The organism is Desulforudis sp. DRI-14, from assembly GCF_052618305.1.
The window spans coordinates 23002-36661 of sequence record NZ_JBQXEZ010000001.1 but is presented as its reverse complement, the minus strand read 5'-3'; the positions used below and the strand labels follow the sequence as shown (position 1 = coordinate 36661).

Below are 13660 nucleotides of genomic sequence, written 5' to 3'. Positions count from 1 at the left end.
CGTTGAAGGCCGATTTGGAGCTTAAGCTTATCTACGACGGCGAACAGTGGGTCGCCAGCAGCAATAACGGGACCATTACGGCCAGCGGCCGAAGCCTGGACGACCTGGACGAGCAGCTGAAGCAAGCTCTCGTGGCAACCGGCCGGCTCAGCCCCGGTTCAAGGATCAACGTGCTGATGAAGTTTGATTTTGATTCCATTCCCACGTGGTACCGGCAGTACCACTCCCATTACTTCAACCGGGCCGTCACCTTCGAGCTGTAGTTAAACGAAAACGCTCCCCAAGGGAGCGTTTATTCTCACGTCCTAAATCCTAAATTCTACACCTAACCCTGGCGCCTTCCGCCAGATCGAGGCTTCCGTCTCTGACAACCAGGTCTCCTGACCTCAAGCCGTCGATAACCTCGATGTTCTCCCTGTCGCTGGCCCCGGTTTCGATCAGGCGATGCCGGACACGCCCGTCAACCACGACCTTGACCTGTTTCCGGCCGTCTTCCAGCGTGCGCGCGGCCTCCCTCGGGATGATCAACATGTTCTGCTTCCTGAAGGTTTCGATGGCCACGTTGACCTCGTACCCAGGCTTAAGATTCGCTGTTTCGCTTAAGGAAATGATGACCGGGACCCTCCGCTGGACGATCCCCAGCGCGGATTGCTTTTCCTCCGCCCGCGGGTAGATTTTCTTGACTTCGCCTTGCAGTACCTTTTCGCCCAGGGCGGGCGCGGAGACGGCAACCTTCTGACCGACTCGCACCTCCCGCAGGTCGTCGCTTAGAATGTCAGCCCTGACTTCGAGCCGGTCCAGCACGGCCACCGTTGCGACTAGGCTGCCGGGGACCAGCACCTGCTCCTTTTTTGCAGCTACGTCCAGCACGACGCCGGCGGCCGGACTCTTGACCGCCAGTTGCTGCTCTTTGGCGGTAAGGTCCTGCAGGACTTTCTCCAAGGCGGCTGCTTGCGCCCGGGCGCTTTCTTGACGGGCCTGCTGTTCTTTCAGCCCTTGTTCGTAAGTCTTTACCAGCAGTTGCGCTTTTTCCTACTCCGCCTGGGTGGCCGCTCCGGCGGCCAGCAATTCGCTCATACGGGCCAGGTTCTCTTTGGCATCGTTCAGTTCCAGCCTGGTGCGTTCCAGCGCCGCCTGCGCGCCGGCTTCGGCGGCACGTGCGTTGGCCAGCTGGGTGCGGGCATCGTTTGCCTGGACGGCCAGGTCCAGGTTTTCCAGCATGGCCAGGGTTTGCCCCTGCTTAACCGGCTGTCCGGCTTCGACAGCAACTTTAATCACCCTGCCGCCCTGGGCGGCATAAAGGCTGTAGTCGGTGGAGGCCTGCACGTAACCCGTATCTTCAACCGTACGAATAATGCCGCCGGACCGGGCCTCCACCGTTTCGACCTCCGTGCCGGCGCTCGAAAGCATTAACCCGGCCACAACGGCTGCTGCCAGAACCCCGACACCCAGGTAGACTTTCTTGCTCAGCTTCATACGTGAATCCTCCCGGTTAATCTTTGCTCGTCAGCACCTCGACCAGGTCCAGCCGCTTGACTCCCTTAGCGGCGAAGAGGTGGGCGACCCAGATAAAGAAAATCCCTCCCAAGGCAGCGATGAAATAGGTCGACGGATAGATCACCACCGGCAGGGTGAAGAGATCGCTGCTGGAGGCCTTGATGAAGGCTTCCGCCATCATGCGACCGAACGGCAGGCCCAGGGCCACGCCCAGAAGCGTTTGCAGCAGGTTTTCCTTAAAGAGCAGCCCGGAAACCTCCCGGGCTGTAAAGCCCACCACTCTAAGGGATGCCAGTTCCCGCTTGCGTTCGGCAAAGCTGATCACAGCAGAGTTGTAGACAATGGCAAAGCCCAGCACTGCGGCGAAGGCGACCATGACGGCAATCGAGTAGACGAGGCTGTCCAGGTTCTTGTTGAAGGCCGCTAGTTCCTTCTGGCGGCTGAGGATGGAAGATACTCCTGTCATATCGTTAAGCTGTTTCTCAACGTATTCCGCTTTGCCCGGGTCGACTTTCAGCATGGTTCCGGATACGAGCTGCCGCTCCTGGAGAGCCCGGTTGGCCTGCTCCAGGGTAACGTAAGATGCGCTGCCGATAAGCTGGCTGTTGATGCCCGCGACTTTTACGCCGGCGGTACGGGAGGGGCCGAAACCGAGCAGTGTCTCCACGATGACGCGGTCACCTGCCTGCACTCCCAGCTTCTCGGCTGTTCGCTGGCTGATGAGCATCCCTTCCTCGGGCAGAGGCATGCGTTGCCCCGTGTCGTTGACCAGCTCCTTCAGCGATACGTCCGGGGGCAGCCCGAGGAGGATGTCTTCCCTCGAACGACCCTGGAAGTGCATCCTCACGGGCACCTCAAGTATCGGCTCTGCTCTCACGACGCCGTCGATACGGGACAGGTTCAGCAGCTCGTATTCCTTTACGGGGGCGGTAAAACGGACCAGGTAGTCGTAGTGCTGCTGCCTGTGGAAATGCTCCCGGAGTATGTAATCGACCGAGTCTTTGGAGAAGACGGCGATAATCAGCAAACCCACCGCGAAAATGACCCCCACCAGCGTTACGCCGGAGCGCATCCGGTTACGCAGCACGGTCCGCAAGCCCATCTTCCATGACGGGTCCAGCCTTTGCCAGAGCCGGGCCCATCTCTCAAGAAAGACTCTGCCGCCGCCCTTGGGCGGCTCCGGGCGCATCGATTCGGCAGGGTTGATGGTGACGATGCCGTGGGAGGCCAACAGCCCGGCGGTTGTTCCCACACCGAGGCTGAGCAGAAAACCGTAGGCGACAGTCTGCCAGTGGATTCCGCCGACAGTCTCGGGCAGGTTGAAAAACTCAGCATATAGCTTTAAGAAGGCAGAAGACAAGGACCACCCGCAAAGTGTACCCAGCACAGCCCCGGAGACAGCCGCCGCCAGGGCGTATCCGGTATAATGCGCGATGATTTCCCGGCTGGTATAGCCGATGGCCTTCATGACGCCGATCTGCAGACGCTGCGTTCTAACCATGCGGCCGAGCATAACGAACTGGATGGCGGCGGCGATGCCGAGGAAGATTGCGGGCATAGTACGGGCCGTGGTACGCAACTGGTCGAGCTCTCCCTGCAGGACGACGTCGCTCAGATGCTGCTTGCGGGGGTAGCCGGCCAGGTCGCCGTAAGGTTTGAGGATGCTTCTAACCTGTGCGGCGATCCTTTCCTCGTCTGCGCCCGGGGCCAGCTTCAGCACGAGCTGGTTGACCTGTCCGGGCAGGTTCAATACCTGCTGCGCCTGGTTGAGAGGCAGCATCACGATGCCGAATGTCTCCGGCTCGGGGAGCAGGCTGGCCGCGTCCTTGATCGGGTAGACGAACTCGGGGCTGGTCGCGGTGCCCACCACGGTCAAAGAAATGCGCCTGCCTTCCGCAACGACGGTGATGGTGTCGTTAACACCGAGGCGGTTGGCCGCGGCAAACTGGGGATCAACCAGGACCTCAATCCCGCCGCTTGGCGGCTCTTTTTCGAACAGACGGCCGGAGAGCAAATGAACCCTGTTCACTTCGGAGTTCATCGGCAGGGGATAGCTTACCAGGCGCACCGTTCCCCTCTGGTTGCCGTCCTTGATCAGGGGGATGTCTTTCTGAATGCGTCCAGTGACCTTGACGACTCCCGGAACGGCTTCAACCTGTCTGGTCACCTGCTGAGGGGCCTTGATGACGTGGAAGTAGTAGTCGGCGAAGCCGGTTTCCCTATAGAGCTTATCCTTTGACCGGTTAAGGTTGTAAAAGGTTGTGGTCATGGAGATATAGACCAGGATGCCGATCGTAATCACGGCCGTGATGGCCAGGAACTGCCCCTTGGTGTTCCAGATGGTGCGCAAGAGTTTTTTGGCAAGGACTTTTCCGGCCATTACCATTCGATCCTTTCGGGGGAAACGGGGGATTGGTTGACGCGGATTTCCACGATTTTGCCGCTGCTTATCCGCACGATGCGGTCGGCCATGTCGGCGATAACGGTGTTATGCGTGACGATGATTACCGTACTGCCGCGCTTTTGATTGATCTTCGCCAGCAGGCCCAGGATCATTCTGCCGGTCTGGTGGTCCAGGGCGCCCGTGGGCTCGTCGCAGAGCAACAGGCGCGGGTTCTTGACGGCGGCGCGGGCGATCGACACCCTCTGTTGCTCACCGCCGCTGAGCTGGGAAGGGAAGTGGTCGAGCCTGTTTTCCAGCCCGACTTCCCTTAAGACTTCGACGGTGGACAGCGGGCTGTCCACGAGGTTGGCGGCGAGGTCGACGTTTTCCCTGGCAGTCAGGTCGGGGATCAAGTTGTAGAATTGAAACACAAAGCCCACCTCATGACGCCGGAAAAGGGTCAGTCTGGCATCCCCGGCCGCGCTCAGGTTTTCCTGCCGGAAGTAGATCGACCCGCTGGACGGCCGGTCCATGCCTCCCATCAGGTTCAGCAAGGTGCTCTTGCCCGAGCCGCTGGGCCCCAGGATCACGAGGATCTCGCCTTCATAGATGTCCAGCGAGGTTTCCTTCAGGGCCTCCACGACCACCTCGCCCATCGTGTATGTTTTAGTGACCCTGTCCAGTCTCATCAGGACATTCTGCGTCATAGTAGTTACACATTCCCTTTGGGTCTTTGCTTCTGCGGATTGATTCCGCCTTTCTTCCAGCGCTCGTACTGCTCGGTTATGTCCGCAAAATACCAGCGTAAAAAGTCAAAGTAGTCTTTCAGGACCTCCAGGTTCTCCCTGGCGGCCTGGTTGCCGGGGGAGACAAGGCTTAACCCGCTGTCGACGAGATTCTCCCATTCCTGGATCGCCTTCAACTTGGCGGACATAGCGTTGATCCAGGAACGCGCGTTGACCCGGTAATGTGTTTTGCGTTCTCCCGGGATGCTGACCTTTTCAAAAAACCGCAGCATCAGTCCCTGGCGTATCGTCAGGGAAGCGGTGGCTTTGCTGAAAAGCAAATCTTCCGCTATCTCGTCCAGCGTTTTTGGCTGGTCGGCCAGGATGAGGTAGGCGAACACCCGGCCAAGGGTTTTCGAGCCGCCGTGCTTCTCCATCAGAAGCCCCATTTCTTCGATAAAATCCAACTCTGGCAAGTCCGTTTCCCACACCTCTCTCCGGGAGAAGCAGCTAATCAACCATCCGGTCTTTGATCTTGGTGTTATTATATTAGCTAATTAGTTTAATTACAATTAAACAAAGTAAATACAAAAATTATCGTTACTATGTTTTAATCAGGGATAGCCACGGACCGGCGAACCGTCAGCCTGCTCAGCACAAATAATCTGACGTGAAACCTGGCAAGGAGATATAGTGTATAGTACCTTGAAAAAGGGGATATCGTACCGTGGAACAGGCAATCAAGCTTTTAACAGTGTTTGGATTGGGTGCGGTCGAATTGTGGGCGGCCGTTCCCGCCGGCCTAGCCCTGGGGCTGCACCCTGTCGCGACGGGCATTGCCGCCGCCGGTGGCGCTGTTGCCGGCATACTGGCCGTCGTTTTTCTCGGTGAACAAGTACGGGCGCGGTTGTTCAAACGGCGTGATCCAGTGGTTGCGAGGGGGCGGTACCAACGCCTTCTGTTAGCTTCCTTGCTGACCGGCGCACCATTGGGTGCTGCGCTGGGTCTCCTGCTGGGAGCATCAACCGGCCGCCTGTGCTTGTGGATGGGAAGCGGTATCGTTCTCTGGACAGTGTTGCTGATCCTGGCGGGCCTCTTGGGCCTGGCCGGAACACCTTAAAACACTAATGCTTACGCTTATACCAGCTTCCAGGACCCCAATGGGCTTGTTTTCTGACGACAGGTTTGTATATTGGAGTGACTAAAACAGCTTCAGTGTTGGGCGGTAGCTCCCGAAAACACATGTAAAGGGTTTTCGGGAGGCCTTAATGCGCTACGCTAAACGCTGTATACGATACCTTGTTCTTTTTTCGCTGGCTTTGCTGTTTATGCTTGTCCTTGCCCGGGACGTTGACCGGGGTTACCTGCGCGTTGCCGCGTTCGGCCATAGTACTGTAGCTTACCTGTTGACAGCCGAGGACACTTCCTTTCGGCAGGTCGATCTGAGGGGCGTCAAAGCGGCACTGGGACAGGGAAGCGCATCTTACCTCGGATCAAAGGAGACGCAGTTCATTATCTTAAACGGCCGGGCCTTTGTTCAGGACCCCCTGAACCCGGGGGATAAGCTGTCTGTATCCTCGAACCTGCTGAACGCCCGCTCCTTGGCCGGCCTCAGCGACAGCGCCGCACCAATGGGCATCTATTATTTGCCTCCCGGCAAGTCCATAAGCATCGACAGCCTGTACCGCGGCATCGAAGAGCGCAACAAAGGCACGTTCGCCGTCCTGGGGTATGTGGAGATGGTCGGCGACCATACGGCGCCATGGCACAGGCGTATGCTGGATGGCATGCTGTTGTCGAAGGACAAACTTCGAACGACCCCGGCGATTCTTTTCGGGATTAACCGTTCGGCGGGGGCGAACGGCCGGTCAAAACCGGCGTTGCGCCGGACGCACGGCCTGATTCTCACTGAAGGAACAGACGTCGGTCCTGTGGCCGACCCCGAAAAACTGACCCGAAAACTGGCGGAGGCTTCGTCCGGCGGCCGGCTGGTTAGGCCGGTTACGAGTGTGGCGCGTGTTGTCAGCGCCACTCTCCTGGTCTACAAGATATCAGACCTGGAGCCGTTCGCCCGGGTTATCAGCCCGCCGCTGGTGGACGTTACCGAAATCGATCCCACCATCGCCGTTGAACTGCGCTATGCAACGCATAACAATGTGGCCGGTAAGGCTATTTACCCTAAAGACGCCAGGCCGTACCTGGTAGCAGATGTTGCTATACGCCTTAAAGAGGTTAATGCAGCTCTGCAAAAAAAAGGTTACCGTTTGAAAATCTACGACGCTTACAGGCCGCTCAGTGCCCACCGGCAGCTTTACTCCAGGGTTCGTGACAGCATTTACCTCGCTGACCCTTGGGCCGGCTCGTATCACTGCCGTGGAGCGGCTGTGGACTGTACACTGGTCACCATCGACGGTAGGGATGTCGAGATGCCGACGGGTTTCGACGAGTTCAGCCCCAGAGCTGCGCGCAGTTACCAGAACGTTTCCCCGGCGGCCCGGTCACACCGCGCGATTCTGGAAGAAGCCATGAAGGCGGAAGGCTTTATTCCCCTGCCATTGGAGTGGTGGCACTTTGACGCTCCCGGCGCCAACCTGTATCCACCGCTGGACGTACCGTTGTAAAAAGCCAGGTCTTAAGGGTCCGGATGATCACGACGGCTGTTAGCTCTCCGTTGTCGGAAGATTAGACATTCCCGGAAGGGAAGGCCTTCGAGTCCGACGACTTACGACCGACGACCGAAATAGAACAGGCATTCCTGAACAGGAATGCCTTCAAGGCCAACTTCTAACTGCTGACTGACGCTCAATCCGAAGAATTGAGCGTTAGCCCACGACTTTCTCCACATCCAGGAGCAGCCAGAGCGCGTCCTTTTTCTTGACGATGCCTCCCACGAAGGCGTTGCCGTCGACCGTTCCCGACGTGTCTTCTACTTCGTCGGGAGTAAAATGAGCGACTTCCTGCACGCGGTCGACGATCATGCCGATGCTTTGTCCCTGGTGTTCGACGACGATAATCCGGGAGTCCTTGTTCGACTCCGACATCGGGAGCCCCATCCTCTTGTTGAGGTCGATCACCGGGACGATGGATCCGCGAAGGTTGATGATCCCGGCGACGTATTTTGACGTCTGAGGGACCGGTGTGATTTCGGTCATGCGGATAATCTCCTGTGTTTTGAGGACCGGGATGGCGTAGCGCTGGCCTAAGAGTTCAAAAACGATGAGCTGACCCTCCTGAAGCTGTTCCAAGATGGACCCTCCTTCCAAGTAATCCTTAGACTTAATAGCGAACCGGCTCCAGCGGCGGGATAACGTCTTCCAGGCGGGGCTTCTGGACAGCCCCCGGCTCGGAGGCACGGAGGCCTTCCCGCAGGATGACGAAATCCACGCGCCTGTTCTGCTGCCGGTGTTCTTCCGTGTCGTTCGGCGCTTTGGGTCGAAACTCTCCGTATCCGCTAGCGCTGATACGCTGGGGAGGAAGACCGTTCCGGATCATTTCGTGCACCACGCTGGTGGAGCGGAGCACCGAAAGTTCCCAGTTCGAGGGAAAACGGGTGGTGTTGATCGGCAGGTTGTCGGTATGTCCCTCCACGCGCACCAGGTTGGGCACCTGGCCGAGGATAGTCGTCACCTTGCTGATGATTTTCCTGGCGTACGGCGTCAAGTCAGCAGAACCCGAGGCAAAGAAGACCGTGTTCTGGATGCTGATCACCAGGCCGCGTTCTTCGGCATTGACAGTGACGGTCCCCACCAGTTCTTCCTCCGCGATCAGTTTTTCGATCTGTTCCTTGACCTTACCTAGGTTTTCGAGATCTCTCAGGTTAGCATCCGTCGCCGGTTCCGACTGCGTGATGAGGGGATTTTCAAAGATTACCTCGCCCCCCAGCGCGCCGGACAGGGACTCGGCGATAGCCTGGAATTTTTTAGCATCGACATTGCTGAAGGTGTAAAGAACAACAAAGAAAATCATCAACAGGGTAATCAGGTCGGCGTATGTGATCAGCCAGCGCTCGTTGTTTGTATGTCCTCCGCCATGGCGTCTAAGTCTTCTCGGCGACGACATCCTTTTCTCCCTTTCTGTCACCCTGGTTCTTCTTCGGCCTGACAAAGGCGTTCAGCCGTTCACGGATGATTATCGGGTTGTTGCCGGCCTGAAGGGCGATAACGCCTTCCAGCATGAGCGCCTTGATCATCAGTTCCTGCTCGCTGATCGTTTTCAAGCGCATCCCGATAGGGAAGAAGACGACATTGGCCGAGGCGACGCCGTACAGTGTCGCGGTAAAGGCCACGGCGATGGCAGGTCCCAGGGTTTCCGGGTTGGACAGGTTCGCCAGCACGTGGATCAGGCCCATGACCGTACCGATAATCCCCATGGTAGGGGCGTACCCGCCGGCGGCTTCAAAAAGCTCCCGGCTTTTGCGGTGGCGTTCCTCGATCGCGTACATCTCGTTCTCCATTACCGACCGGACCACCTCCGGCTCGGCTCCGTCGATGACGAGCTGCAGGCCTTTGCGGAGATAAGGGTCCGGTATTTCGGAGAGATGGTTTTCCAGGAAAAGCAGGCCTTCCCGGCGCGCCTTTTCGGCCAGCCACACCATTTGCTCGATAACTTCTTGTTTTTCAGGCAGTTTCTGAAATAGAATAGCTTTCAAGCTCTGCGGTATTGAACGGATCTGGTCTGGGGACGCTCCGGCCAGGGTGGCGCCGATGGTACCCCCGAAAACGATCATTATGGAAGTGGGCTTCAGGAGCATCCCGATATGCCCGCCTTCCATCGTAAAAGCGAGGATCAGCATCGCTGATGCCAGCGTAATGCCGATAAGCGTAATTAAGTCCATAGGTGTCCTCCCAAAAATGCTGTTAGTTAACTAATCGGTAGGCAACATCCATTCCTAAACCCTTAATGTAGAACATGATAATGTAGAACATGATGTTGTAAAGCTTGTTTGCTATGTTGCCGACTAAGAAATAAAGGCCTTTATGTTTTTAACATAAATGACGTGTTCGAGGAACCTTAGGGGGGGGGAAGGGAATTGGATTTTTCCGCCGAAGAAATGGGCGTTTTTCTCGATGAAATGGACGAGAAGATCCAGGTCCTGACGGAAGGGTTTATGACTCTGGAACGCGAGGGGGCCCGTTCCGACGTCCTTCAGGAGGTCTTCCGGGCCGCGCACACCATCAAGGGTTCTTCGGCAATGATGGGGTTCGAGGATGTTGCATCGCTCACCCACGAATTGGAAAGCCTGCTCGATGCGTTGCGCGGGGGAAAGCTGGAAGTCTCTCCCTGGCTTGTCAACGTCCTTTTTGAGGCTCTGGATGCCTTGCGGGGACTGCGTGAGAAAATTCTCGGCAGGGATACGGACGGCGTGGATACGGGGTCTATTGTACAAAAGCTGCGCGGCTGCCAGGCATCGGGCGGCCAGGCGCCTTTCCCCCAAGCGGTGGCGCCCATTGCTCAAGACACCGTCCTGGAAAACGACCTTAAACCTGTAGAAGATAGACACCGCGACATTGCCAGGGGCGACTCCCTCTACGAAATCCGCGTTACTTTCGAACCAAGCTGCCCGATGCCTGCTGTAAGGGCTTTCATTATTATTGAAGCACTGGGTGCGCATGGGGTAATTGAGGATTCTGTTCCTTCCCCGGGCGAGATCAAAGACGGGGTGTGCGGCACCACTCTAAAATTAACCTACTGTTCGCAGGAAGACGGCGAGGAACTCCGGAACCTGATTGCCAGCATGGCCGACGTGGCCGAGGTTACTGTTAAAAGCTTGGACCGCGAGGCCCTGGCCGGCGAGGCGGTGAAGACCTCCGCCAAGGCGGACGCTGCGGTCAAAGAGGTTGGCAACGGCAATAATAAAGAACGGCCTGCTGCGGGTGCCGGCAGCAGCGAGCAGGGGATGGTAAAGACCGTCCGCATCGACGTGAGCAAGCTGGACAACATGATGAACCTGGTCGGGGAACTGGTTATCGAGCGCACGCGCCTGGACAGGCTTCTGGGGCTGCTCGGCACGGAGGATATCGAAACGTTTGTCGATGAACTCAGGGAGATTTCGGGGCACTTCGGCCAGGTGGCCGGAGACCTGCAGGATCAGATCATGAAGGCCAGGATGCTGCCCATCGCGCAGATTTTCAACCGCTTCCCGCGGTTGGTAAGAGACCTTTCCAACAAGCTGGGCAAGAAAATCGAACTGGTGGTTGAAGGCCGGGAGACCGAGTTGGACCGCAACGTGATCGAACTGATCAACGACCCGTTGATTCACCTTATTCGCAATGCCGTGGACCACGGCATTGAATCTCCTGAAGAGAGGCTGGCTCTTGGCAAGCCCGAAGCGGGGACGATCAAACTCCGGGCCCACCACCGGGAAAACCACATCTTTATCATTATCCAGGACGACGGGCGGGGCCTGAAGGCGGAGGCCTTGAAGGCCAGGGCCCTTTCCATAGGGTTGATCTCCCGGGAAGAAGCGGATAGGATGGAAGACGAAGACGCCTACGAGCTTATCTTCCTGCCCGGGTTTTCGACGGCCGATACGGTCAGCGACCTATCCGGGCGCGGGGTCGGCATGGATATCGTCCGCACCCACGTCGAGCGCATCAACGGCACCCTCGACGTCGAAAGCGAGCCGGGAGCGGGGACCAAGTTCACGATCAAGCTGCCGCTGACCCTGGCGATTATCCGTTCGCTGCTCGTTAACCTGGGCAGCCAGACCTATGCCTTCCCGATGGGGCACGTGACGGAGATCATCCAGGTACGGCCGGAGGACATCAACCGCGTCGGCGAGGCCGAGTTTGTCATGTTGCGCGGCTCGGTTCTGCCGCTCATCCGGCTGGACAGGTTCTTCGGGCTTAAAGCCGCGGGCGAAATGCAGTATGTGGTGGTGGTCGGCTCTGGGCGTGAGCGGGCCGGCGTACTTGTGGACACGCTCCTTGGCGACCAGGAGATCGTCATCAAATCTCTGGGGGATTATCTCGGTCAGATCCGCGGCTTGTCAGGAGCGACCATCCTCGGCGACGGCCGGGTAGCCCTGATCCTTGACGTGCGGGCCATGATAAAACAGAGCAAAGAAGAAAAAGGGAGAATAAAGGCGGTAAATGCAGCCTGTTAAAGTACTAATCGTAGACGACTCCGCAGTCTTAAGGGTCACGCTCAAGCGCCTGCTGGAAGAGGACAGGGACCTGCAGGTGGTCGGTACGGCGGCTAACGGGACGGAGGCGCTGACGGCCATCCCCAGAACGTTTCCCGATGTTGTTGTCCTCGATGTGGAAATGCCCGTCATGGACGGGCTGGATACGTTAAAGAGGATAGTCGCCGAGCACTCGTGCCAGGTCATTATGCTTAGCGCCCATACGCGCCGGGGCAGCGAGGTTACGGTAGCGGCCCTGAGTTACGGGGCTTTTGATTTTGTAACCAAGCCGGAGTCCGGTATCCAGGTGAGGACGGTGGCCGCCGAGCTCATCGCCAAGATCAAGCTGGCCGCCGCGGCGCCGCGGTTTCGGGCTATCAAGGCCGCTGTCCGGAAAGAGGTGGGGCCGGAGGCCCCAACGGCGGGCGCCCCGCAGCGCGGGCAGAAGGTGAAGGCAGCGGTCATCGGCTGTTCGACCGGAGGACCTGCGGCCTTGCGCCTTATCCTGCCGAAACTTCCGGCATCATTGCCTTTTCCCGTCATCGTGGTGCAACACATGCCTGTAGGGTTCACCGCTTCCCTGGCCCATCACCTGGATCTGCAGTGCCGGCTTAAAGTAGTGCATGCGTCCGAGAATGACGTTCTTGAGCCGGGGAAAATACTTGTGGCGCCTTCAGGTTCAGATTTTCTCTTGCGCAAAGAAGGAAACACTGTTAAAGTTATCCTAAAGGCTAGAAACAGTCCCCTACCGCCCGGCGGTTTCTGCCCTTCGGTTGATGACGTAATGGCCGAAGCCGCCGCCGTTTACGGGTCCGGTACCCTGGGGGTCCTGCTGACGGGTATGGGGCGTGACGGCGTCCGGGGGATGGCGCTGATCAAGGCCAAAGGCGGGCGGACGATCGCCCAGGACCGGGAGACCAGCGTGGTGTTTGGTATGCCTGCTGCGGCCATTGAAGCGGGTGCTGCCGACAAGGTGGTGCCGCTGCACGAAATTGCCGCCGAAATCAGCAGCGAAGTATAAAGGTTATCAGCATACGGCCGATAAGAAGGGAAGAAGCACCTCTCCTCGGGAGGTTAAGTTGATGAAGATCAACAATGTCGGCAACAATGGGACCATTGATCTGGCGAAGATTTACGGAACCCAGCAAAAGAGTGAAAAACCGACCTCACCGGTTGCGACGCCGACCGGGGTCGAGGGTGACAGGCTTGAGATTTCCGCCGAGGCCAAAGCGATACAGGCTTACAAGGCCAAGCTGGAGGGCATTCCGAACGTGCGGGCCGACTTAGTTGCGTCGATCGCCCAGCGGATTAAAGACGGTACTTACGTCGCCGACGCCCGCAAGATCGCCGAGGGCATGATCCGGGAGCGGCTGCTGGATAAGCTTGTTTAACCTATACCGAGAAATAGCCGGAGGCCCCCGTAAAGGTGGAAAGAGTAAAGAAGTTGTACAACCAGTTGATTGAGTGCCTGAAGGACGAATTGGAGATTGTCAGGGAACTCAACCGAGCCCTCGAGGTACAACAGAAGGCCCTGCTTAACGGAGACGTTGCAGGGCTTCAAGAATCTTTAGGGGCTGTTGAAGAGTTCCAGAAGAAAGTTCAGGCCGAAGAGGAGAGGCGCGCCGGGATCCTGGCCGCCGCCTCTCTGGAAGGCCTTGGCCCCGATGCCACTCTGAGCGAGATCCTGGCCCGGGCGCCGGAGGATATCAGCTTGGAATTGCACATGGTCGCCACCCAGCTGGTGGAACTGGTGGAGAGGATGGCCGGCCTGAACAATACCAACTTCGTCCTGTCGGCCAACGCCCATCGTTTCAACCAGTTCCTCCTCAAACACCTGGTGGGCAACCGGCACAAGTACGGGGCCGACGCGCAACTGGAGATAGAAGGGAAGAACATCCTCCTTAACGCCAAGGTTTAACTGAAAGCGGTGAT

At 57.8% G+C, this 13660-nt stretch carries 15 protein-coding genes; 7 read left to right on the top strand and 8 right to left on the bottom strand.

Going from position 1 to position 13660, the window contains the following annotated elements:
* The first annotated feature begins 2 nt into the window (after positions 1-2).
* A complete protein-coding gene (locus ACUM6F_RS00210) occupies positions 3-263 on the top strand; it encodes a DUF5395 family protein (protein ID WP_445348002.1) in 261 nt (86 codons plus the stop codon).
* A gap of 49 nt (positions 264-312) precedes the next feature.
* Here the strand turns inward: ACUM6F_RS00210 and ACUM6F_RS00205 are convergent, their stop codons facing one another.
* From ACUM6F_RS00205 to ACUM6F_RS00185, 5 genes are read right to left on the bottom strand one after another with little or no spacing between them, the layout of a single operon-like run.
* Positions 313-993, bottom strand: a complete 681-nt coding sequence (locus tag ACUM6F_RS00205; protein ID WP_445348219.1) for an efflux RND transporter periplasmic adaptor subunit — start codon at positions 991-993, stop codon at positions 313-315.
* Positions 994-1032: 39 nt separating this feature from the next.
* Complete coding sequence (locus tag ACUM6F_RS00200) at positions 1033-1476, bottom strand: efflux RND transporter periplasmic adaptor subunit (RefSeq protein WP_445348001.1); 444 nt, start codon at positions 1474-1476, stop codon at positions 1033-1035.
* Positions 1477-1492: 16 nt separating this feature from the next.
* The gene (locus ACUM6F_RS00195) at positions 1493-3877 is read right to left on the bottom strand and encodes an ABC transporter permease (protein WP_445348000.1); all 2385 of its coding nucleotides are present in this window, start codon (positions 3875-3877) and stop codon (positions 1493-1495) included.
* Positions 3877-4587, bottom strand: a complete 711-nt coding sequence (locus ACUM6F_RS00190) for an ABC transporter ATP-binding protein (protein ID WP_445347999.1) — start codon at positions 4585-4587, stop codon at positions 3877-3879. Before ACUM6F_RS00190 ends, ACUM6F_RS00195 begins: the two co-directional genes overlap by 1 nt.
* Before the next feature lie 5 nt (positions 4588-4592).
* On the bottom strand, positions 4593-5072 hold the full coding sequence (locus ACUM6F_RS00185; protein WP_445347998.1) for a GbsR/MarR family transcriptional regulator: 480 nt from the start codon (positions 5070-5072) through the stop codon (positions 4593-4595).
* 260 nt (positions 5073-5332) lie between these two features.
* Here ACUM6F_RS00185 and ACUM6F_RS00180 point away from each other — a divergent pair, with 260 nt between their 5' ends.
* A complete protein-coding gene (locus tag ACUM6F_RS00180; RefSeq protein WP_445347997.1) occupies positions 5333-5725 on the top strand; it encodes a hypothetical protein in 393 nt (130 codons plus the stop codon).
* A 148-nt stretch (positions 5726-5873) separates the two neighbouring features.
* Entirely contained in the window at positions 5874-7226 is a 1353-nt protein-coding gene (locus ACUM6F_RS00175; RefSeq protein WP_445347996.1) for a M15 family metallopeptidase, read from the top strand.
* Between the two features lie 201 nt (positions 7227-7427).
* On the opposite strand, the gene ACUM6F_RS00170 is transcribed toward ACUM6F_RS00175, so the two are convergent.
* Genes ACUM6F_RS00170 through ACUM6F_RS00160 form a run of 3 tightly spaced genes read right to left on the bottom strand, consistent with a single transcriptional unit; the run spans position 7428 to position 9439 of the window.
* Positions 7428-7850: a chemotaxis protein CheW gene (locus ACUM6F_RS00170; RefSeq protein WP_445347995.1), complete on the bottom strand. Its 423-nt coding sequence runs from the start codon at positions 7848-7850 to the stop codon at positions 7428-7430.
* A 31-nt stretch (positions 7851-7881) separates the two neighbouring features.
* A complete protein-coding gene (locus ACUM6F_RS00165) occupies positions 7882-8664 on the bottom strand; it encodes a flagellar motor protein MotB (protein ID WP_445347994.1) in 783 nt (260 codons plus the stop codon).
* Positions 8642-9439, bottom strand: coding sequence for a flagellar motor protein (locus ACUM6F_RS00160; RefSeq protein WP_445347993.1), 798 nt, complete (start codon positions 9437-9439; stop codon positions 8642-8644). Before ACUM6F_RS00160 ends, ACUM6F_RS00165 begins: the two co-directional genes overlap by 23 nt.
* A 195-nt stretch (positions 9440-9634) precedes the next feature.
* Between ACUM6F_RS00160 and ACUM6F_RS00155 the strand changes: the two genes are divergently transcribed.
* From ACUM6F_RS00155 to ACUM6F_RS00140, 4 genes are all read left to right on the top strand, one after another.
* Positions 9635-11710, top strand: coding sequence for a chemotaxis protein CheW (locus ACUM6F_RS00155; RefSeq protein ID WP_445347992.1), 2076 nt, complete (start codon positions 9635-9637; stop codon positions 11708-11710).
* Positions 11697-12749, top strand: coding sequence for a chemotaxis-specific protein-glutamate methyltransferase CheB (cheB, locus tag ACUM6F_RS00150; RefSeq protein WP_445347991.1), 1053 nt, complete (start codon positions 11697-11699; stop codon positions 12747-12749). The genes ACUM6F_RS00155 and cheB overlap by 14 nt, the downstream gene beginning before the upstream one ends.
* Before the next feature lie 61 nt (positions 12750-12810).
* Positions 12811-13119: a flagellar biosynthesis anti-sigma factor FlgM gene (gene flgM / locus ACUM6F_RS00145; protein ID WP_445347990.1), complete on the top strand. Its 309-nt coding sequence runs from the start codon at positions 12811-12813 to the stop codon at positions 13117-13119.
* A 35-nt stretch (positions 13120-13154) separates the two neighbouring features.
* On the top strand, positions 13155-13646 hold the full coding sequence (locus ACUM6F_RS00140) for a flagellar protein FlgN (protein WP_445347989.1): 492 nt from the start codon (positions 13155-13157) through the stop codon (positions 13644-13646).
* The last annotated feature ends 14 nt before the right edge of the window (positions 13647-13660 follow it).

What these genes read in the sequence shown, in the direction of transcription:
- ACUM6F_RS00200 (WP_445348001.1), bottom strand. Translation starts at nt 1,476, where the DNA reads ATGAAGCTGAGCAAGAAAGTCTACCTGGGTGTCGGGGTTCTGGCAGCA.
- ACUM6F_RS00195 (WP_445348000.1), bottom strand. Translation starts at nt 3,877, where the DNA reads ATGGCCGGAAAAGTCCTTGCCAAAAAACTCTTGCGCACCATCTGGAAC.
- ACUM6F_RS00190 (WP_445347999.1), bottom strand. Translation starts at nt 4,587, where the DNA reads ATGACGCAGAATGTCCTGATGAGACTGGACAGGGTCACTAAAACATAC.
- ACUM6F_RS00175 (WP_445347996.1), top strand. Translation starts at nt 5,874, where the DNA reads ATGCGCTACGCTAAACGCTGTATACGATACCTTGTTCTTTTTTCGCTG.
- ACUM6F_RS00165 (WP_445347994.1), bottom strand. Translation starts at nt 8,664, where the DNA reads ATGTCGTCGCCGAGAAGACTTAGACGCCATGGCGGAGGACATACAAAC.
- ACUM6F_RS00160 (WP_445347993.1), bottom strand. Translation starts at nt 9,439, where the DNA reads ATGGACTTAATTACGCTTATCGGCATTACGCTGGCATCAGCGATGCTG.
- cheB (WP_445347991.1), top strand. Translation starts at nt 11,697, where the DNA reads ATGCAGCCTGTTAAAGTACTAATCGTAGACGACTCCGCAGTCTTAAGG.
- flgM (WP_445347990.1), top strand. Translation starts at nt 12,811, where the DNA reads ATGAAGATCAACAATGTCGGCAACAATGGGACCATTGATCTGGCGAAG.